The organism is Hyalangium minutum (genome assembly GCF_000737315.1).
GTDB classification, from domain to species: Bacteria; Myxococcota; Myxococcia; order Myxococcales; family Myxococcaceae; genus Hyalangium; species Hyalangium minutum.
Genome location: NZ_JMCB01000022.1, coordinates 27,808 through 48,307 on the forward strand (window position 1 = coordinate 27,808; position 20,500 = coordinate 48,307).

General features: G+C 67.5%; 13 protein-coding genes and 1 pseudogene. 10 read left to right on the plus strand and 4 right to left on the minus strand.

Annotated elements, in window-relative coordinates; all coding sequences use genetic code 11:
* Positions 1–207: 207 nt before the first annotated feature.
* Positions 208–2,334 (plus strand): outer membrane exchange protein TraA, encoded by a 2,127-nt coding sequence (gene traA / locus DB31_RS37845; protein WP_240487119.1) that lies wholly within the window; start codon positions 208–210, stop codon positions 2,332–2,334.
* Entirely contained in the window at positions 2,331–3,965 is a 1,635-nt protein-coding gene (gene traB / locus DB31_RS37850; protein WP_044197410.1) for an outer membrane exchange protein TraB, read from the plus strand. The genes traA and traB overlap by 4 nt, the downstream gene beginning before the upstream one ends.
* 1,484 nt (positions 3,966–5,449) lie before the next feature.
* Here the strand turns inward: traB and DB31_RS37860 are convergent.
* The gene (locus DB31_RS37860) at positions 5,450–7,165 is read right to left on the minus strand and encodes a lipase maturation factor family protein (RefSeq protein ID WP_240487121.1); all 1,716 of its coding nucleotides are present in this window, start codon (positions 7,163–7,165) and stop codon (positions 5,450–5,452) included.
* Positions 7,166–7,325: 160 nt separating this feature from the next.
* Here DB31_RS37860 and DB31_RS37865 point away from each other — a divergent pair, with 160 nt between their 5' ends.
* A complete protein-coding gene (locus DB31_RS37865; RefSeq protein WP_240487123.1) occupies positions 7,326–7,979 on the plus strand; it encodes an MBL fold metallo-hydrolase in 654 nt (217 codons plus the stop codon).
* A gap of 3 nt (positions 7,980–7,982) precedes the next feature.
* Here the strand turns inward: DB31_RS37865 and DB31_RS37870 are convergent, their stop codons facing one another.
* Complete coding sequence (locus tag DB31_RS37870; RefSeq protein WP_044197415.1) at positions 7,983–8,786, minus strand: hypothetical protein; 804 nt, start codon at positions 8,784–8,786, stop codon at positions 7,983–7,985.
* A gap of 1 nt (position 8,787) precedes the next feature.
* The gene (locus tag DB31_RS37875; RefSeq protein ID WP_240487124.1) at positions 8,788–9,687 is read right to left on the minus strand and encodes a dimethylarginine dimethylaminohydrolase family protein; all 900 of its coding nucleotides are present in this window, start codon (positions 9,685–9,687) and stop codon (positions 8,788–8,790) included.
* Positions 9,688–9,808: 121 nt separating this feature from the next.
* Here DB31_RS37875 and DB31_RS37880 point away from each other — a divergent pair, with 121 nt between their 5' ends.
* From DB31_RS37880 to DB31_RS37890, 4 genes are all read left to right on the plus strand, one after another.
* Positions 9,809–14,164 (plus strand): carbohydrate binding domain-containing protein, encoded by a 4,356-nt coding sequence (locus tag DB31_RS37880; RefSeq protein WP_044197417.1) that lies wholly within the window; start codon positions 9,809–9,811, stop codon positions 14,162–14,164.
* Positions 14,165–14,251: 87 nt separating this feature from the next.
* Positions 14,252–14,482, plus strand: coding sequence for a hypothetical protein (locus DB31_RS37885; RefSeq protein WP_157232368.1), 231 nt, complete (start codon positions 14,252–14,254; stop codon positions 14,480–14,482).
* Positions 14,479–14,793 carry a type II toxin-antitoxin system RelE/ParE family toxin gene (locus tag DB31_RS51725; protein WP_075306426.1) on the plus strand — a complete coding sequence of 105 codons (315 nt, stop codon included), beginning with the start codon at positions 14,479–14,481 and terminating at the stop codon, positions 14,791–14,793. The genes DB31_RS37885 and DB31_RS51725 overlap by 4 nt, the downstream gene beginning before the upstream one ends.
* 95 nt (positions 14,794–14,888) lie before the next feature.
* Complete coding sequence (locus tag DB31_RS37890; protein ID WP_044197423.1) at positions 14,889–16,595, plus strand: GTPase; 1,707 nt, start codon at positions 14,889–14,891, stop codon at positions 16,593–16,595.
* A 177-nt stretch (positions 16,596–16,772) separates the two neighbouring features.
* On the opposite strand, the pseudogene DB31_RS51390 reads toward DB31_RS37890, so the two are convergent.
* Positions 16,773–17,204: pseudogene (locus DB31_RS51390) on the minus strand (M23 family metallopeptidase); the annotation flags it as partial.
* Between the two features lie 181 nt (positions 17,205–17,385).
* On the opposite strand from DB31_RS51390, the gene DB31_RS37895 reads away from it, so the two are divergent.
* The 3 genes from DB31_RS37895 (at position 17,386) to DB31_RS37905 (ending at position 20,460) form a co-directional block, all read left to right on the plus strand.
* A complete protein-coding gene (locus DB31_RS37895; protein ID WP_044197425.1) occupies positions 17,386–18,045 on the plus strand; it encodes a TetR/AcrR family transcriptional regulator in 660 nt (219 codons plus the stop codon).
* Positions 18,046–18,056: 11 nt separating this feature from the next.
* The gene (locus tag DB31_RS37900) at positions 18,057–18,941 is read left to right on the plus strand and encodes a sterol desaturase family protein (protein ID WP_044197427.1); all 885 of its coding nucleotides are present in this window, start codon (positions 18,057–18,059) and stop codon (positions 18,939–18,941) included.
* An 88-nt stretch (positions 18,942–19,029) separates the two neighbouring features.
* A complete protein-coding gene (locus DB31_RS37905) occupies positions 19,030–20,460 on the plus strand; it encodes an amidohydrolase family protein (RefSeq protein ID WP_052420568.1) in 1,431 nt (476 codons plus the stop codon).
* The last annotated feature ends 40 nt before the right edge of the window (positions 20,461–20,500 follow it).

Below are 20,500 nucleotides of genomic sequence, written 5' to 3' on the forward strand. Positions count from 1 at the left end.
TGTCAGGACCGAGGAGGTAGGCTACGGGACTGCGCTGGCGGGAGCAAGACTCCCGCCAGCACGGGGGAGGTGTACCCAACCTCTGACGTCAGTTTCGTGCGGTCGAAGTGGGGTGCCTGGGGAGGGCCCAGGCATCCCTGCATATATAAGGAGCTGCTTCGCCCAGAACATTGATCGGGTCTGGGGGATAGCAGAAGATGCAACCCCTTGTTCTCGCTACCGTTTCGATGCGCCTCGGCGCTGTCCCTGGTGGTGGTGTGCCTGGCGGGTCCCGCCTGGGCCGCCAAGCTGCCTGACGTCGTCGTCACTGGAGACCCGGTGGCGCCGTCACCAACGCAGCCGGGCACAGGTCTGTGCGTGGGCAACAGCGTCTCCACGGACCCGGCTGCGGACTTTCCCCAAAGCACGTCGTCCTACATCGGCGGCATGAACGACTTCATGGAGCGGACGGTCTCCAGCAGGACCACGTACGTCCTCCGTACGCCGTTTGACCTGTCCAATAACAGTACGGGCGGCACCCAGGCCAGCCGTGGTGACTTCGTAGATGCCGTGCAGGGGTGTGGCAGCTACGGTTGTAGCTTCTTCATCAATGACCCGTTTACGTCATTTGGGTCACGTTTCCGCGGATACCTGAACGTCACCCCGGAGATGATAAACAGGCCGCTGCACTTCGGCTTCTACACCGACGATGCGGTGAGCCTTGTCATCTTCGACAAGAACAACGTCCAGTATCAGGTCATCAACCGGCCGCCACAGCTCGGCGCAGCAACTTGGCGCACTACCAACAGCGTCACCTTCCTGACATCTGGTCTCTACCCCATCGAGATTCTCTACGCGGAGGTTACTGACCACTCCGCACTCGAATTGGCCGTCCTTGATGGCACATTTACTGACTTCGAGCGCACCATCACGCAGACCCCCATCGTCAGGCTGAACGACTCAGGCTTCCTCCTCGTTCCTCCCGAGAAGTTCTTCCAGACCGAGACGGGGCGCCCGTCCTTCCCGGACGATCCCTCCACGCCGGGCGATGAACTCAGCAAGTGTCAGCAGTGCAACCGGGCCAACGCGAATGCGCCGGGCAACGGAGGCTGCGGCTTCAACTCAGGCTACTACTGCAACGGGGCCGCACTGTGTGCTCCCTGTGACACTTCCCGCGTCTGTGGCCCGAGCTGTTCCCCCTGCGGCCAGGGCACCCCCAACTGCGTCAACGTCAACGGCACCTATGCCTGTGTCGAATGCACCGATGATTCCCAGTGCGGTGGCCGCAAGTGCGACCTGACCACCAACACCTGCAAGGGGTGCCTCGAGGATCGCGCCTGTGGCTCCGGCCAGGTCTGCGACAAGCTCAACTACGCCTGCGTCGAGTGCAACCGCGACGAGGACTGCCCTCCTGACGAAGTCTGCGCTCCCGAAATCAAGGAGTGCCGCGAGTGCAACCAGGACTCCGACTGCGAGCGCGGCAAGAGCTGCAGTGGCCACCAGTGCGTCACCTGCTCCAGCAACGCCAGCTGCGCCGGCAACTCCTGCAACTGCTGCCCCTCGGGCACCCAGTGCGCCGCCCCGACTCCCGGCGCCCAGCCCTCCTGCGTCGAGTGCACCACCGACAGCCAGTGCGCCGACGGTCAGAAGTGTGACTCCATCAACGGCCGCTGCGTCGATGCCCTCCCCGAATGCAACACCTCCGACCGCTGCGGCGCCCAGTGCGTCAAGTGCCCCACCGACCGCCCCATCTGCCTCGATGGCCAGGTCTGCGTCGCCTGCCGCAATGACCTCGAGTGCAGCACCGGGCAGTTCTGTCTCAGTGGCGAGTGCGCCTCCTGCACCACCGACCGACACTGCGGCCCTCGCTGTGCCGCCTGTGACTCGGACAAGCCCTTCTGTCTCACCGACGGAACCACCGCCGGCAGCGCCTGCGTCGCCTGCCGCAATAATGCCGACTGCCCCGGTGGCCAGTGCAACCCCTCCACCTTCACCTGCGTCAACACCACCGGCTGCGAGGAGAACTGCGCCGAGCAGGGCAAGGTCTGCAACGGCTCCTCCTGCGTCGAGTGCTTCGCTGATGCCCACTGCCCCTGCGGTGGCTCGTGTGACGTGAGCACCGGCACCTGCACCACCACCTGTGCCGACAGCGGAGACTGTCTGGGCGTCGAGTACTGCTCCACCACCACCCAGGAGTGCGAGCGCGGCCGCCGCAAGCCGGGCACCGCTCCCCAAGGTGGCTCGTTCTGCTGCGAGACCACCCCAACGGACCACCTCGCCTCCACCGGCACCGGCGCCTTCTTCGCCATGCTGCTCGTAGGCTTCCTCCTCCTCTACTCCCGCCGGGCCTCATGAAGCGTTCGCTCTTCCAGGCCCTCGCTCTGGCGCTGGGCCTCGCCACCACCTCCGCCGCCGCCCAGGACGCCCGCTTCGACGTCCAGCTCTTCCGTCCGTCCGGGGCTCCCCAGGACGTCGTCATGGTCGGTCAGTCCCGGCCCCTCGCGAACCTGTCCGCTTCCGGTGGCTTCTTCTTCAACTTCTCCTTGGACCCGCTGGTCCTCGTGAACAAGAAGGAGGGCGGCTCCTCCAACAAGATCCTCAGCATCATCGGCAGCCGCCTCCAGCTCGATGCCATCGCCAGTGTCGGCCTCTTCGATTGGGCCGAGGTCGGCGTCGACATGCCCCTCGTGCTCGCCCAGACCGGAGACAACCTGGAGGCCATCGGCACCGAGGGCTCTGTCCAAGGCTACGTCCTCGGAGACCTGCGCCTCACCGGCAAGGTCGCCATCCCGGGCCTGCGCCGCCGCGCGGAGGACTCGGGCCTGGGCGCCGCCCTCACCCTGGGCCTCAGCCTCCCCACCGGGGACCAGCTGGCCTTCGCCAGCGACGGCGCGCTCACCTATACGCCCGGCCTCATCGTCGACTACCGCTTCGACAGCGGCATCCTGGTCTCCGCATCCGGTGGCCTCTGGAGCCGCCCGGACCGCATCTTCAATGGCACGCTCGTCGGAGACATGGCGCCCTTCGGGCTCGCGACCGAGATCCCCATCCTCCGCGGCCGCGGCATCACCGCCGTCGGCATGGTCCACGGCGCAGTGGGCCTGGACAAGCTGCCTTCTCAGCCTCGAGACATCCCCGCGGAGCTGCTCTTCGGCCTGCGCTGGTACAGCTCCACCGGTCTCACCTTCACCGTTGGCGGCGGTGGCGGCTGCGGCTGCTCGCTCCAGGCGCCCACGCTGCGCTTCTTCAGCTCCATCGTCTGGGTGCCCGCGAAGACCTCCGAGTGGGAGGCACTCGAGAAGTTCAAGCAGCCTCCCGAGCCTCCACCTCCGCCCCCACCCGACACGGACGGTGACGGTGTCTCCGACGACAAGGACGTCTGCCCGAAGGAGCCCGGCCTGCTCGATCGCGGCGGCTGTCCCATCCGTGACGCCGATGGCGATGGTGTGGAGGACAGTGTCGACCGCTGCCCGAATGTCGCCGCCGGCCCCGGTGGCAAGAACGGCTGCCCGATGGCGCGCATCGCGGGCAACAAGATCCTCATCCTCGAGCCGGTGAACTTCGCCACCGACCAGGACGTCATCCTCTCCGAGTCCTTCCCTGTCCTGGAGGAGGTATCTCAGGTGCTCAAGACGCACCCGGAGATCCACCTCGTCCTCATCGAGGGCCACACGGACTCGCGCGCGGGAGAGACCTACAACCTCGATCTCTCCAAGCGCCGCGCGGCCAGCGTGCGCACATACCTGGAAGAGGGTGGCGTGGAGCCCGAGCGCCTGTGCTCGCAAGGCTTCGGCCAGAGCCGTCCCGTGGCGGAGAACGACAACGAGGAGGGCATGGCCCGCAACCGGCGCGTCGAGTTCACCATCCTCCCGCCACCCGCCGAGGGCGCCCCGCGCTGCCCTGGAGATCCTCCGCCCGGCAAGAAGAAGGGCGCCACCAAGCGTCCCGCTCCGGCGCCCAAGGCCCCAGCACCGCCGAAGCCGTGACGTCTTGCGCTACAACCCGCTAGAGCCGTGGGGGATACACCCCCACCGGCTCATGTCTTCCGCGGAGGTGGTGCACGTGCTCCCCTCGCCACAGGAGTCCGGGTCCATGGGATCACATCGGCGGTAGCAGGTGTTCACCGCCCCTCCGCCAATGCCGCAAATCTCGTTGGCGGCGCAGCTCTCCGCACGAAGAGGATCGCAGAGCCGCGCGCACCAGAAGACTCCGCGGCCATGCACCACCCGCATGTTGCACCGCTCTCCCTCCGCGCAGGGCGTCTCGGGGCACTCCCCCTGTACCTCCTTGAGGCACTGATACTCCTGGCCGCCGACGGACTTGCAACGCTGCCCACCGGGACAGCCCAGCGCGCGGCAGTCGGGGAAGCAGGCCGCGCCGTCATCGCTCGCCTCGCAGGAATGGCCTTCCGGACAGCTGGCCTCATCCTCCAGCCGGCACGGGATGCTGCAGCGGCCCCGGTGGCACAGAAGCCCCTCCTGGCAAGCCCCTGCCGCGGAGACGAACTGGGTGTCACAGGTCTCCCCCTCGCGGCGAAGCCCCATGGGGACACACCGGCGGATGACAGAGCTGCTGTCCCACCGTGAGACGCGGCGGCAGACGAGCCCTGGAAAGCAGTGCCCATCCTCCTCGCACTCGGAATCCAAGCACTCGAAGCGGCGCGTCTCCCGGTTGGCGACACACCCTCTTCCCGCCGGACAATCGCTGTCCTTCTGGCAAGTGCCACACTGAAAGCCCCCCCCTGCCCGAGAGCAGCGCAGCCCCGAGGAGGGAAGCCCGTCCGCCGCAGAATCCAAGGAGGTGGATGGCAGGCTCACTCCCGAACTGGGAACGGATTCGCGGGGCGCCGAGGCGTTCTCTGGCACGCTCCGAGGTCCATCCATTCCAGAGAAGGACGCGGTCTGAACGAGACTCGCGGGGCTCCTCGCGAGACCCGAGGCGAGCCGGGTGGTGGCCTGCATCGGGTACGATTTCCGAGCAGGCACGGATGTCTCAAGAGGAACAAGGGAATTCCCTGGCTCAGCCCTCGAGCTGTCCACTGCCGGGAGTTCCTGCTCCGTTGGCACCCATACCCCGGCGGCTCCCAAGGCCAGGGCCAGCACGGCAAGGGCGAGCACCACCGTCTTACGAGAGAACGTGCGCTTCACAAAGAGTCCCCCAGGCGCCGTGACGCTCATCAACAGGATACTTCGGAACAGCACATGAGGGAGCTTCCATCGGGCGAACAGCCACATGGTCTACAGTCGTAACATCGGGGCATCTGTGGACGGGTCACAGCTCCGCCCAGCAGCGCACCACTCGCAGCGATGATCAGCAGCCAGCGCAGGCCCGGTCTCTTCATTGGTTCCATGGAAGTCCCCCCCAGCCACGATTTGCAGCGGCGGCGGGGTATAAGCCAAGAAACCCAGGTTGGGCGATATGACCTCGGGAGTAGGGGGCCGTTGCAAACAACACAGGTGCCGGCTGCCTTCTAGAGAACTCGGGGTCCAGGCTGCGACACGTCACGGCGAATCCGCGGGCGGCCGTCACGCCCCATCGCCAGGGGCGGCACGTAGAGCCCCAGCCGCTCGCGCGTCCACCAATCCCCCGAGCTCCGCCTCGTGGCGAGATCCGTCATCCGGTAGTCGTACACCACCGCCCGGATGAAGCGTGGTGGGTGCTCCGGGAAAGGATTCTCGGCGAGCAATCCCAGCACGTCCGGCGAGCCCTCCAGCAGCCGCACCAGCAGCGACAGGAACCAGCCCGGCGGTGAGCCCAGCGCCGCGAACCACATCTGCCAGTCCAGGCGTGGTTGGTGCGGCGCCACTTGCCTCGGTGCCTTGTCCAGCCGCGACACCTTGTAGCGGAACACATACTCGCGCCAGTGCTCTCCATCGTCCGAACCTTCGACGGCGATCTCCGGCCTCCGCACGGTCATCACGCTGAAGAGGCCATAGGGATTCACCCAGCGCAGCGGACGGGCCCACTCGGCCAGGCGCTCCACGAGGCTCAGCTTCCCTCGCGAGAACTCGAAGCGCTGCGACAGCTCGCGGGCTCCCAGCGCGAGCACAGGCGCCGCCGCAACCCCCGCCAGTGCCGAGCTCCAGAGCGGCCGGGCCCGAGCCGACTCCGCAGGTAGCCTGGGGAACACTCGCGCCAGGGCTTCGTCATCCAGCAGCCAGAACCCCAACACCAGCGACTGCACATTGAAGAAGCCGTAGTTGCCAGTGGCCATGATGGCCGCTTGCAGCAGGTTGAACAGCCAGAAGGCGAGATGCCTCAGCTGCCGAGGCGCGAAGACCAGGAACGGCACCGCCGACTCCAGCACCAGCGTCGCGGCCGTGGAGAACTTCTGCACCCGCTCGGGCAGGTGGTGCGCATACCAGCCGCCCCGCGTGGGAAGTGGCGCGGTCTCGTAGTAGTGGTTCATGGCGGTCAGCTCGCGCCACGTGCGATCAACCGACTGGAGCTTGCTCACACCAGAGCCCAGGTAGAGCCGGAAGATGAGCGCTCGAGCAAGCGCCACATGCCACGCGGAGGGTGCTTCGCGCCCTGGCCCTGGCCGCAGCCCTGGAGGTGCCGTCAGCACTCCGAGCAATCCCATCTCCAGCAGCAGCACATCCCACTGGAAGGAGAGAAACTCCCGGCCCGCCGAGACATAGGAGAGGTACAGCCCCGAGAGCAGCAGTGTGCACAGCCGCGGGGCCACGTTGAACATCAGCGCAAGCGAGAGCACCTGCCCCACCCGGCAGCCTCGCACCAACGCCGCATCGGAGGCACCCCGCCAGAACACCGATGGGATGAGACGAAAGCGCTCGGCCCCCAGCTCCCGCAGACGCTCTGAATCCACCAGCTCCCGCATCGGGCTGATGCCCCGCTCACCGTAGAGCCCCAGCACCTGTCTCCCCAGCGACGTGAACGCGATGAAGAAGGTGCCACCCAACATCCGCATGAACAGCCACCGGGCCAGGCGATACTCAGAAGGCCCCACGTAACGCCGCCCGAAGAGGAGCCGATCCACCCGAGAAGCCGCGATCCGATGGCGCGCGATGAACCGGTCTGCGGCGCCTGCGACCGACCTCACGCCAGGCAGCCACCCCAGCCACGCGGCGGCCCTCGTGGCGCGCCCAGGCGAGAGGCGGAGCATCCGGGCCACCCACCGCCGGCAGAACCCACAGCCCGTGTCATAGAGCACGAGTGGCGTCATCGTCAGGCTCCCACGCATGTCTCTCCCCCGGTGACTCACGGGAAAGATGGGAACCCCAGGCGCTCCTGCCGCTCAGGGGTCAATGCCTGCCCGCCCGGTGAGCAGGGGTCCTATTCCGGCCTCGACTTTCCTCCCATGGACGATGCGTAGCTTTGCCTGCATGAGTGAGCCGAAGGCGAAAGCGAAGAACCTGGAGGAGGTCGTCCCCGGTGTCTACAACTGGCACGTCCGCGACGACCGGATCGGCGGAGCCCGCAGCGATGCCTACGCAGTGGTCGACCGGGATGGCGCCGTCGTCCTCATCGACCCGCTCCCCATCGACGAAAAGCTGCTCCGGCCGCTCGGCAGCATCACGGCCATCGTCCTGACCGCGGGCAACCACCAGCGCTCGGCCTGGCGCTTCCGCAAGCTCTTCAACATCCCGGTGTGGGCTCCGGAGAACGCGCATGGGCTCGAAGAGGAGCCCGACAACTTCTACACCAGCGGTGACACCCTGCCTGGAGGCCTGACTGCGTTCCACACGCCCGGTCCCGCCGAGGCCATGTTCACGCTGTGGCTGCAGCAGCACCCCCGGGGCATCGTCTTCCTCTCGGACCTGCTCACTCACGAGGGCCGTGGTCGTCCCGAGTTCGTCCCAGGCAAGTACCAGGATGATCCGATGCGCACGCGGGCCAGCGTCCGGCGGGTGTTCGATCACCTGCCCGCGGACACGCTCTGCTTCGCCCACGGCGAGCCCATCGTGGGCGCGGGCAAGTCCGCGCTCAAGCTCGCGCTCGAGCTGGACGACGAGCAGCCCTCCGCTCCAGCGCCGTGAGGCTCACAGGCCAGGTCCGCTGCCCTCTCGGAGCGGACCCTCGTGCACCAGGATGCGCCCGGCCTCCACTCCTGGCGGGACGAGGTGCAGCACCTCTCCCTCCTCGGCGCGGCGCAGCAGCGCACCCAGCGCGGCCGTGTCGTCCACGGGAACCCGGAGCGTCGGCGGAAGGACGAGCTTCCGCTCCATGGCCGCGACCTGCCGCACCTCGTCCATGAGCTCCGTCTCATAGAGGAAGCTGCGGTCCGCATACTCGTGCTCGCCGGGGACGCTCCCCACCAGCCGGAGCGGTCCCAGGCGCGTGTGGACTCGCAGGCTTGGGTTGTTCCACTGCGCCACACCTCGCATGCGCTTCGCGCGCAGCATCCGCAGCGTCAGCATCTTCACCCACGAGCCCGCCCGGATGCCGCGCACGAAGCTCAGCAGCGAGACGCCGATGAAGAGCCCCGGCACCACCGAGGGCGCCGCGTAGTAGGCCGCGCCGATGGCCAGCGCCTCGTCCGAGAGCCCCAAGCGCTGACGTGCCGCATCCTCGAGCATCCGCGCCGGGCAGCGCAGCAGGCCGATGACTCCGGGCAACAGGTAGAGATCCGACAGCACCCAGTTCGGCACTCCGATGGAACCGAAGGCGAGCTGGTTCAGCTCCCGGTATTGCCGCACCACCGCCGCGTGGTGCTCGGCGGGGAGGAACCTCACGGGGACGCCCGCGGGCTTCAGCTCCAGCGCCGCTTCGTTGGCGGAGGCGCCCAGCGCCGCGAGCGACAGCTCCGGGTGGCGCGCGAAGAAGCCGTCGGCCAGCAGATGCATGTCAGCCCTCTGCCTCCATCCGGGCCGCTACCGCTGCCAGCCGGTTCTCCTCCGGCACCTGGAAGGAGCCCGGCTCCAGGCGCCCGTGATTGACCAGACACCGCGTGGCGCCCCCGCCCTTCTCGCACAGCTCGCTCAGGACGAAGCTCGTCACCTTCATCCCCAGACCCTCGACCAGGGCGCGTATCCGTTCCGGCAGGACGCTCGGAGCCAGCAGCTCCTTCCCGAGCGGCAAGCAATTGGTCGCATACGAGCGGATCTCATCCTTTGTCACAGTCACCAGCCGCTCGCGCCCAAAGCGCTTCTCCAGCAGCGCGTACGACGGCGGTGCAATGACCTCCGGACACACCAGCAGCCGATCCACGACGGACAGGGGCAACAGCGCCATGTTGCCGTGGAAGGCGGGCGCGAGCAGTTCCAAGCGCATCACCTCGCCTGGGAAGTAGCGCGTGGCGGCCTCCATCCCTTCCCGGGTCGTGCGGACGCCATGGAAGACGATCGTCACGCCGTCAAAGGTGGCCACATCCCCCTGGGCCTCCCAGATGCCCGCTCCCGGATCCACCACCTCCAGGCCCATGCGCCGCGCCAGCTGCCCCCAGTGCTCACGCTCACCGCGACGGTGAGGGCTGATCATCCGGGGTAACAGGAAGAGCGGAGCGGCGCCCGAGCGCGCCAGCATGAGGCCGCCCTCGGCTGCGTAGGGCAGACCCGTGAGGTCCTCCGAGGGCGAGGGCAGTGCCACCACCACCCCACCGCGTGACTCCAGGGCCCGCGCGAAGATCAACCACTCGCGACGGGCCTGCTGCGCATCCACCGGAGGCGCATCCTTGCTGCGGAAGTTGGAGCGGCCCCGCAGCGTCCAGCCCCGCCCCGGCGGCGACATCAGGAAGAGATCGATCATCGTTCCTGCCTCTGCGGTATGGGTTTCAACTCACCCCTGGAAAACCCCAAGAATCCTCTAGCCCCGAGACTCCTTCCCAATCCGTTGTATGTCCAGCCATCCCCCGAACAAGGAAGGATGAATGATGCGAGTAAAACAACTGCTAGCACCGCTCTTGGTTGTGCTCGTGCTGCAGGCGCAGACCGCCCAGGGGGCGATTGCCGCCGCGCACGTCTACCACAACCACATGCCCAACTTCTGGCCGTACTACGACGTGACGCGGTACGCCGCGACGCCCGTCGGGAGTCCCATCCGCTACGCGTATGACGGCCAGGTCATCAACCTGAAGCAGAGCCCGCCCTCGAACTACACCTACTTCCTGCCATCGGGCGCGCCCATGCCGCACGATGACCTCGTCACCTACTACTCGCACAACGCGAAGACGGGCGCGTACCTGTACTGGCCTCCGGCCGTCGCGTCGGACATGAGCTCCAACGCGAACACCGGGCAGGTCCACGTGACCATGTCCGGCGCCGTGGTGAACAACGTGCAGGATCTCACCACGCTGCAGAACGTGCCGGGTTACAACAACACCTCGTGGGGCACCTCGTGGAGGGACAAGTACAACACGCTGCGCACGCCCGCGGGCAACCGGACGCTGGACCTCATCCACTTCACCGGCCACCACTCCATGGGTCCGCTGGTGGGCCCGGACTACTTCCTCAAGGACCTCATCTACCAGAGCGCCACCCTGGCGCAGCCGTACTTCCTGGGCAGTGATTTCCGCTCGTCCAAGGGCTTCTTCCCCACCGAGCTGGGCTTCTCCGAGCGCATCATCCCCACGCTGGCGAAGCTCGGCATCCAGTGGTCCGTCATCGGTGACAACCACTTCTCGCGCACCCTCAAGGACTACCCGTTCTTGAATGATCCGGGCTCGGACACGCTCGTGTCTCCGCCCAACCGCGCGGATCTTCAGAACACCAGCAACGTGGGAAGTTGGGTCAGCCTGCAGATGGCGCATGAGCAGCAGACCATCCGCAACAAGTACCCGTTTGCCTCCACGCCGCACTGGGTGCGCTACGTGGACCCGGCCACCGGCACCGAGTCGCGCGTGGTGGGCATCCCCGTGAACCAGAACGGCTCGTGGGAAGAAGGCTGGGAGGGCCAGGTCACCGTGGGTGTGGTGGGTCTCCAGAACTTCGAGGGTCTGGTGCCGCAGAAGCAGTTCTTCGTCATCGCCCATGACGGCGACAACTCGGGCGGCCGCGCGGGCTCGGATTCCACCTGGTACAACGGCCGCAGCGTCACCTGCACTGCGGGCGTGCAGTGCCTGGGCATCAGCGAGTACCTCGTCAGCAACACGCCGGCCACCACGGATGTCGTCCACGTGCAGGATGGCTCGTGGGTGGATACGCGCGACTCCTCGTCGGATCCGCAGTGGCACCACTGGAAGCTGCCGTTCGGCATCTGGAAGGGCCAGTTCCCCGCGTTCAACTCGGCCACGGGCCTGAACCTCGCTCCGAAGACGAACCTCAGCGGCGTCCAGGAGGGGATGACTGTCTCCTTCGAGCACGGGTGGCACTACCTGGAGCGCAACTTCGCTCTGCTCCAGGCCGCCCTCAACTACGCCAAGACCGCCGAGCAGATCTGGCTGGATGACCACCCCAACCACTGGCAGCCCACCACCACCGTGGACAACCAGATCACCCACCCGGGCAACCAGCTCAACCCGTGGATGATGTCCTTCCCCGTCAAGGGCAACCCCAGCAGCGATTGGGCCGGCGGTGCCAACCCCGCCGAGCTCGCCTGGTACTTCCTGCTGCCCGCCATGGACTCGGGCTTCGGCTACTACGACGAGAACCAGGACGACAACGTCAAGCCCACGCTGTCCTTCAACCAGTCGCTCTACTTCGCCAAGCCGTATGTGCAGGACCGCGTCACCCAGGACCGCACCGGCCCGTCCGTGTGGTGGCCGCAGCGCTGGCCCTACAACCCCGGCAGCGCCAACACCGACAAATCCGAGGGCTGGACGCTCCACCACTTCAACAACACCTTCGCCATCTACACCTACGCCTATGACGTGAGCGGCCTGTACAACATCAAGGTCCGCATCCGCACGCACGCCAACAAGAGCATCGACCCACTCGACAACACCCACAAGGTGTATGACCCAGCCGCGCGCAAGGCCGCTGGCGTGCCCAACATCGACACCACCCGCGTGAGCGCCTGGGTGGACTACCCGATGAACAAGCGCGACCTGAAGCCGGTGATCAACGGCGTCTCCTGGCAGCCCGCCTACCTGCCCGTCATGGCGAAGGTGCCCGCGCAGGAGATCGGTGACCTCTACTACACGTACCTCGGCAACTACCGCGACCAGCTCATCGACTACTACATCGAGGCCACCGACACGCGGGGCAATGTCACCCGCAGCGAGATCCAGTCCGTCTACGTCGGCGCGGGCACGTACACCCTCACGGGCGGCAAGTACGTCGAAGACATCAACGGCACCGTCCAGGGCACCCACCCGTTCCTCGTCGTGGACACCACTGTGCCCTCCGCGCCCACTGGGCTGGCGGCAGCCACCGTGACGGATCGCTCCGTGAAGCTCACGTGGAACGCAGCCTCGGACAACGTGGGCGTCACGGGCTACACCGTGTTCCGCGGCGGTACGCAGGCCGGCACGAGCACCTCCACCAGCTACACCGACAGCGGGCTCACCGCGAGCACCGCGTACAGCTACACCGTGAAGGCGCGCGATGCTGCGGGCAATCTCTCCGCAGCCAGCGCAACCCTGAACGTCACCACCCAGGCGCCGGACACCACCGCGCCCTCCGCACCCACGGGGCTGGCGGCCGCGGGCGTGACGAGCTCCTCGGCCACGCTGAGCTGGACGGCCGCCACCGACAACTACGGCGTTGCGGGCTACTACGTGTATCGGAATGGGACGCAGATCGCCGCCCCGACTGCAACGAGCTACACGGACAGCAGCCTGTCTCCGAGCACCCCGTACAGCTACACCGTGAAGGCGGCAGATGCGGCGGGGAACCTCTCGGCGGCCAGCTCGGCCGTGAGCGTCACCACCGGCGCCGGTAACGCCAGCACCGTGTATTACAAGAAGGGCTTCACCACACCGTACCTCCACTACCGCCCGGCGGGTGGCACGTGGACGACTGCGCCCGGCGTCGCCATGCCGGACTCGGAGGTCGCGGGCTACGCGAAATACACCGTGAACCTGGGCGCAGCCACGCAGCTCGAGGCGGACTTCAACAACGGCAGCGGCACCTGGGACAGCAACAACGGCTCCAACTACTTCTTCGCCACCGGCACCTCCACCTTCAACGCGGGCACCATCACCTCGGGCGCCCCTGTGGTCGATACGACGGCCCCCTCCGCTCCTTCCAACCTCGCCTCGCCGTCGAAGACTCCCAACTCCGTGACGCTCTCGTGGACGGCCTCCACGGATGACTTCGGCGTGACGGGCTACCTCATCTTCCGCGGCAGCACGCAGGTGGGCACGAGCACCTCCACCAGCTTCACGGACAACGGGCTGGCCTCGAGCACCACGTACAGCTACACCGTGAAGGCCCGGGATGCCGCAGGCAACACGTCGGCAGCCAGCACAGCGCTGAGCGTCACCACCAGCTCGGGCAGCTCTGTCACCGTCTATTACAAGAAGGGCTTCACCACCCCGTACATCCACTACCGCCCCGCAGGCGGCACGTGGACGACCGCTCCCGGTGTGCTCATGCCGGATGCAGAGGTCGCCGGTTATGCCAAGTACACGGTGAGCCTGGGCTCCGCCACGCAGCTCGAGTGCGACTTCAACAACGGCAGCGGCACCTGGGACAACAACGGCGGCCTGAACTACTTCATCCCCGCCGGCATCCAGACCTTCAATGCGGGCACCCTCACCGCGGGCGCTCCGTCCACGGATGTGTCCTCGCCTGCTGCCCCCACCGGTCTGGCGGTGTCATCCACGACGTCCACCGCCGTCTCGCTCACCTGGAACGCGGTGACCGACCCCAGCGGCATCGCGGGCTACAACGTGTATCGCGGAGGCACGCTGGTGGGCTCGCCCACCTCGACCAGCTACACCGATACCGGCCTCACGGCGGGCACGGCCTATAGCTACACCGTGAAGGCGCGGGACACCGTGGGCAACCTCTCGGCTGCCAGCGCCGCCCTGAGCGTCACGACGAGCTCTACCGGCGCCACCGTCACCTTCAATGAGACGGCCAGCACCGCGATGGGCCAGAACATCTACGTCGTCGGCAGCATCGCGGCGCTCGGGAGCTGGAGCACGGGCTCGGCCATCCAGCTGTCGCCGGCCAACTACCCGACGTGGAGCGTGGCGGTGAGCCTGCCCGGCTCGACGGCCTTCGAGTACAAGTACATCAAGAAGGACGGCAGCGGGAACGTCATCTGGGAGAGCGGCGCCAACCGCGTCTACACCACTCCCTCGACAGGCACCGCGACGCTCAACGATACCTGGAAGTAGCTCCGGCCCGGCTCCGGCGCGAGGAATGTTCACCTCGTGCCGGGGCAGCCGTTGGCGGTTCGATTGAGTGGCCTTAAAATAGAGAGCATGAACGCACTCAAGGCCCGAGTCACCCAAGGTCGGTTGGTCGTCGAGGAGCCTGTGGAGTTCCCAGAGGGTACCGTCCTCGAGTTGGCCATCGTGGACCCGGGAGACGACCTTGATGAGGCCGAGCGTGCGGACCTTCACTCAGCTCTTTCCAAGGGGTGGGAGAGCGTGAAGGCTGGCAAGGGACGGCCTGCCGAGGAGCTGATTCAGAAGCTCCGTTCCCGGAAATGAAGGCACATGTCGTCGTCCAACCTGAGGCAGACGAACAGGCGCTGGTGATTGATAGCTGGTGGCGCGAGAACCGTCTTGCGGCCCCGGATCTCTTCGCCAATGAGTTAACAGCCGCACTGGGCTTACTGGCTGACGCTCCTGGTGTCGGGCGCCGCTATTCTGCCCAAGGGCTCCCAGGACTCCGAAGATTGATGCTCCCGGCGTCGCGCTATCACGTCTACTACGTGCATGATCCTGAAGCAGGGATCGTACATGTGATCGCCATCTGGAGCGCCGTGCGCGGAAAAGGGCCTTCTCTCCGCCGGCCTTGAGTTCGCTCGGCCCTGAAGCGGGCAGTGCACGCTGACAGACCCTCCGTGCATTCGAGGCTGGCCTCGCGCTTGCGTCTCGGTGAGGCTCTGGGTGCGTGGACGAGACGAAACTGCCTGACCCCGAGGATCTTCAGCCCCTGATCTCCGCAGCCCTCGCGCTGCCGGCGCTCCAGCCTCACGCCGCACGCCTGGAGCGGCTGCGTCAGGACTACGCCCGAGGCGTTGCTCAGAAAGATGCGCCCCTCTCTGTCGCCCTCGTGGGCGCCACTGGCGCGGGCAAGTCCACCCTGCTCAATGCCCTCGCTGGGCAGCACCTGGCTCGCGAGGGCGAGAACCGCCCCACCAGCACCACCGCCACCGTCTTTGCTCCCGCTGGCGCGGACTTGGATGCGCTCTCTCGCGTGGGCGCCAGCGTGACGCGCTACACCGCCACGCCCCACGGAGTCTGGGGCGGGCAGATCTTCATCGACACGCCGGACCTCAACAGCGTCGCCACCACTCACCGCGAGGTGGCTCGCGCCGCACTCGAGTTGGCGGATGTGGCCCTCGTCGTCATGCACCGCGGCAGTGTGGCCGAGGCCACCCAGGTGGAGTTCCTCGCCGAGTTCGCCCGCCGCCGCGCCCTCGTATTCCTCATCAACTTCGCGGATGAGCTGTCCGCCGACTCTCGCGAGTCCCTCAAGGCCCAGGCTCGCAAGCTCGCCTCGGAGCAGTTCGGCCTGCCTCAGGAATCCATCCCCACCTTCGCCATCAGCGCCCGCGCCGCTCGCGAGGGCAAGGACCCCTCGGGCGAGTTCGGCGCCTTCCTCTTCCACCTGCGCGAGCTCGCCTCTCAGGCGGTGGCCGCTCGCGTGCGCCGGGGCAATGCGCTGGGTGCGCTGGAAGAGCTGGCCACCCGCGTAGACACCGCGCTCCAGGAGACCGAAGGCCTGCTGGCTCGCACCCGGACTGCTCTGGAAGCAGGCATCAGCCGGACCAGTGAGGGACTCCGCAAGGACTTCGACTCACGCTTGGAGCTGGCTCACGGGCACCTCGCCTCAGAGGTCCGCAGGCAGGCGGCGGGCCGATTCTGGGGGCCCGCGGCGTGGGGGCTGCGCCTCTCGTTCTGGGGTGCTGGAGGCATGGGCGCGGCGACGCTGCTCGCCCGCCGCAGCCTCCCTGTGGGACTGGCGGTCGCGGCCGCCTCCACCGCGCTCGACGTGGTGCGCGACAAGACTCGCGCACGCGCCGCCGAGGTCGCCGTCGTGGAGCCCTTCGAGGATGATCTCGCCGTGGAGTCCGCCGCACGCGCCGCGCTCACCGAGGCACGCACCGTCGCTCACACGAGCGGGCTGCCTCCGGAAACTCTCGGCATCCCTGACACGGACACGCTCCTCGTGGAGCTTCAGTCCGTCCGCTCCAGCACGTGGCGCTACACCGCCACCACGGCTGTCGCGGAGGCGGTGTCGACCTGGTGGCGCGTGGCAAGGTGGCTGGTGCTGCCGCTCATCAACCTGCCCCTCTTCGCACTGCTGGGGCACGTGGGCTACCGCGTCGTCCGCGCGTACCTCGAGGGCCCGCTGTTGACGATGGAGTACTTCGTCAACGCGGGCGCGCTCTTCCTGCTGCTCGCGGCCGGCGGCGCGCTGCTCGCCTCAGCGAGTCTCTCGGGCGCTGGCCGAGCTGTTCACCGGGCTGGCCGGACGCGGTTTACGGAGGCCCTCGCCGCCCAGAGCGGGAGGCTCGGAGAAGCCGTCGAGAACAGCCTTCGCTCCGGGCGGGATGCTGCTCGGAGACTTCTGGGCCTCATCCGCGGCCGGTGACAGCGACACCATCGCCTCGCCCGCGCGCGACGGCTGCTGCGCCGCCATCAGGCTGTCTTGCGAATCGCGGCACACCGGCGCCGCGATGCGCGTGTCGCGCACCGGATCACCGTAGCCCACGATGCGCGCCGGCACGGAGGGGTTGTTCCAGCCCCGGCCCGTCTCCGTCGCCACCTTGAAGTGCAGGTGCGGACCGCACGACCAGCCCGTCGCACCCGAGAAGCCGAGCAGCTGGCCCTGCTTCACGCGCTCGCCGGGCTTCACCACCACCGCGCTGAAGTGGAGGTACTGCGTCTCCAGTCCATCGCCGTGAGAGAGGACGACATAGTTGGCCTTGGGCGCGAACTTCTCGTCACAGCCGCCCTCGGTGCTATCGCCGCGCGCCATGCGCACCATCCCGTCGCGAGCCGCAACGATGGGCGTGCCCTCGGGCATGCGAAAATCCCAAGCGTACGTATCGTTGTACTTGTGACTCCCCGTGTCGTGACCTTGGCTCACCGTATAGATGCGGCCACAGGCAAACGGGACACCCACTTCAGGCATGTCCACCACGGTGTTGGGGGAGACCACCGGAACCGACGCAAGAACCAGCAGGGTGGGAATGATCATGGTTGGGGCCGCCTCTCAACGGAGAGATCCGCGCGCGAAATTCCGTGACGATTTTCCCCTCACAGCCTGTCCAGTGCATCGCCTGCACGCCGAGCCCCTGCCCCCTCGGCTGCTTCGCCCCGCACCCGCCTCATGAGTGACTGACTGGTCACTTTTTAAGTCCTCTGTTACAAGGGGAGGCATGGCACAGCGGAAGGCTCGCCAGGGGAACACGGCCCGTCCTCCTCGCAGGACGCAGGAGCAGCGGCGCGAGGAGACTCGCCGCCGCCTGCTCGATGCCACCATCACCGTGCTGGTGGAGCAGGGCTACGCCCAGCTGACCACCGTCGAGGTGGCCAAGCGGGCCGGCGTCTCCCAGGGTGCCATCTTCACGCACTTCGACACCAAGGCTGATCTGCTGTGTGCGTCCGTCGAGCACCTCTTTCCCCGGCTCATCCAGGACTACCTCACCGGGCTCGGGGGCCTGCCGAGCGGCCGGGATCGGATCAGCGCCGCCATCCAGATGCTCTGGGTGGTCTTCCAGCGTCCGGAGCTGCAGGCCGCCATCGAGCTCTACGTGGCCGCGCGCACCGACCCAGAGCTGCAAGCCGCCTTGGCCGCCATGGAGGGCCCCCACCGCGACAACCTGGTGCGCGTGGCGCGCGAGCTGTTCCCCGAGGCCGCCTCGCATCATGAGTTCGAGGCCGTCATCGAGCTCGTCATTGACGCCGTGCAGGGAGGCGCCATCGCCCGCGTCGCCCGGCCGGACCATCCCGCCATCCAGCGGATGCTCAAGGTCCTCACCCGCTTCGTCCACCGCAGCTTTGCCCGAGGCCGGCCCCGCCTCCTCAAGAAAGCCTAACGAGGTCTCCCATGGATACCACCCACATGCCCGACCTCATCACCCCCGCCATCCCCTTCTTCATCCTCTCGCTCATCATCGAGGGGTTCGTGGTGAAGCGGATGCGGGACGAGAGGCGCGACGTCCGGGGACACACGCTCAAGGACACCGCCGCCAGCCTCTCCATGGGGCTCGGCAACCTCATCATCGGCCTCGTGTGGAAGGGCATCGCCTTCGCCTTCTACATCGCGCTCTACCAGCTCACGCCGCTGCGCATGGGCTCGGGGCCCTGGGTCTGGGTGCTGCTCTTCCTGGGCGATGACCTCTGCTACTACTGGTTCCACCGCGTCCATCACGAGTGCCGCTTCCTCTGGGCCGGCCACGTGGTCCACCACTCGAGCCAGCACTACAACCTGTCCACCGCCCTGCGGCAGCCGTGGACCACGCCCATCACCGGTGTGCCCTTCTGGGCCCCGCTGGCGCTGCTCGGGTTCAACCCCGCGTATATCGTCGCCATGCAGTCCATCAGCCTGCTCTACCAGTATTGGATTCACACCGAGTCCATCGGGAAGCTCGGGCCCCTGGAGTGGGTGCTCAACACGCCCTCGCACCACCGCGTGCACCACGCCTCCAACACGCAGTACCTCGACAAGAACCACGGCGGCATCCTCATCATCTGGGACCGGCTGTTCGGCACCTTCGCCCCCGAGGTGGAGCGCCCCGTCTATGGGCTGACCACGAACATCCACACCTACAATCCCTTCCGCATCGCCGCCCATGAGTACGCCGCCATCGCGAAGGACTTGAAGCGCCCCGAGCCCCTGCGCATCCGGCTCGCCCGCGTCTTCCGAAACCCCGCGTGGAAGCCCCCCGAGGAGGAGCGCGTGCCGCCGCCTCCGTCGACGCTTCCGGCCTGAACGTCTCCGCCTTTCCTCCCGGGAAGAGGCAGACTCCCTCCCCTGTTGGGCGCGCCGCGCCGCCAACGGCGCTGGGAGGGCACTGCACATGACGTCGCATTCCGGGAGAGGCTCGTGGGGTTGGCTCGCGCTGGGGCTCTGGCTCGCTGGGTGCGCGACCGCGCAGACGGCTCAGCCCCCTCAGCCCGCCCCCGGGGCTCCTCCTGCCGCTGCGGGCACTCCGGTGGTTGCCTTCGTGGGCGTCTCCGTCCTCCCGCTCGACTCCGATCGGGTGCTCGAGGACCAGACCGTGGTGGTGCGCGGCGATCGCATCGAGGCCATGGGTCCCAAGGCCTCCACCCCCGTCCCCGCGGGTGCCACTCAGCTCGACGGGCGCGGCCGCTACCTCATGCCCGGACTGGTGGACATGCACATCCACTTGATGCCCGGTGAGGGCGCACCCACGGACCCTGCGGGACAACAGCTCAGCCTGCTCCTCGCCAATGGCATCACCACCGCGCGCGCCCTGGTGGCCCCTCCGAGTGGCCTGGCCCTGAGGGACCGCGTGGCTCGCGGCGAGGTGTCCGGCCCCACGCTCCGGGTGGCGGGGCCCTCCTTCCACGGCAAGTCCGTGCAGAGCCCAGAGCAAGCCCGGCAGCGGGTGCGCGAGCAGAAGGCCGCGGGCTATGACTTGCTCAAGACCCACGGCGGCCTCAGCCGCGAGACGTACGATGCCATGGTCGCCGAGGCCAAGGCCCAGGGCCTGCGCGTCAGCGGCCATGTCACTCAGGAGGTCGGCCTCCTGCATGCGCTCGAGTCGGGACAGCAGATCGAGCACCTCGATGGCTACCTCGCCGCGCTGCTGCCTCCCGGAGACACGACGCCCGTGGAACAGGTGGAGTTCGGCGCGGCCCTCGCGAAGATGAGCCCGGCCCGTATCCCCACGCTCGCCGAGGCCACGAAGAAGGCGGGCATCTTCAACTCCCCCACCCTCGCCCTCTTCGAGATTGTCGCCAGCGACGGCGCCGTCCCCGAGCTGCGCTCCTCGCGGGAGCTGCGCTACGTGCCCTCCACCGCCGTGGATGCGTGGACGAAGGAGCTGCTCACCGGCCCGCTCTCTCAGGCCCCCGTGTCCGGCAAGCACCGGTTCCTCGAGCTGCGCCGCCAGGTGGTCCAAGGCCTGCACGCGGCCGGGACGCCACTGCTGGTGGGCTCGGACTCGCCCCAGCTCTTCATGGTGCCCGGCTTCGCCCTCCACCAGGAGATGGAGGCGATGACGGCCGCCGGTCTGCCCCCCCTCACCGTGCTCCAGGCCGCCACGCGCAACGCCTCCGCGTACTTCGGCGAGAGCGACCAGTGGGGCTCGGTCGCTCCCGGCCAGCGCGCGGACCTGCTGCTGCTCAATACCAACCCGCTCCAGGACGTGAAGCTCACCCGGGCCCTCGTGGGCGTCATGGTGCGCGGCCAGTGGCTCCCTCGAACCGAGCTGGATGCCCGCCTCGAACAGGTCGCCGCCGCCGCCAAGGCCGCCAAAAACTGACCGCCTCCCGCCCAGGGGCATATGTGTTCAATGTCGGGCT

Coding starts and splice junctions, on each gene's coding strand:
- traB (WP_044197410.1), top strand. CDS start 2,331: ATGAAGCGTTCGCTCTTCCAGGCCCTCGCTCTGGCGCTGGGCCTCGCC.
- DB31_RS37860 (WP_240487121.1), bottom strand. CDS start 7,165: ATGACGCCACTCGTGCTCTATGACACGGGCTGTGGGTTCTGCCGGCGG.
- DB31_RS37865 (WP_240487123.1), top strand. CDS start 7,326: ATGAGTGAGCCGAAGGCGAAAGCGAAGAACCTGGAGGAGGTCGTCCCC.
- DB31_RS37870 (WP_044197415.1), bottom strand. CDS start 8,786: ATGCATCTGCTGGCCGACGGCTTCTTCGCGCGCCACCCGGAGCTGTCG.
- DB31_RS37875 (WP_240487124.1), bottom strand. CDS start 9,687: ATGATCGATCTCTTCCTGATGTCGCCGCCGGGGCGGGGCTGGACGCTG.
- DB31_RS37880 (WP_044197417.1), top strand. CDS start 9,809: ATGATGCGAGTAAAACAACTGCTAGCACCGCTCTTGGTTGTGCTCGTG.
- DB31_RS37885 (WP_157232368.1), top strand. CDS start 14,252: ATGAACGCACTCAAGGCCCGAGTCACCCAAGGTCGGTTGGTCGTCGAG.
- DB31_RS51725 (WP_075306426.1), top strand. CDS start 14,479: ATGAAGGCACATGTCGTCGTCCAACCTGAGGCAGACGAACAGGCGCTG.
- DB31_RS37895 (WP_044197425.1), top strand. CDS start 17,386: ATGGCACAGCGGAAGGCTCGCCAGGGGAACACGGCCCGTCCTCCTCGC.
- DB31_RS37900 (WP_044197427.1), top strand. CDS start 18,057: ATGGATACCACCCACATGCCCGACCTCATCACCCCCGCCATCCCCTTC.
- DB31_RS37905 (WP_052420568.1), top strand. CDS start 19,030: ATGACGTCGCATTCCGGGAGAGGCTCGTGGGGTTGGCTCGCGCTGGGG.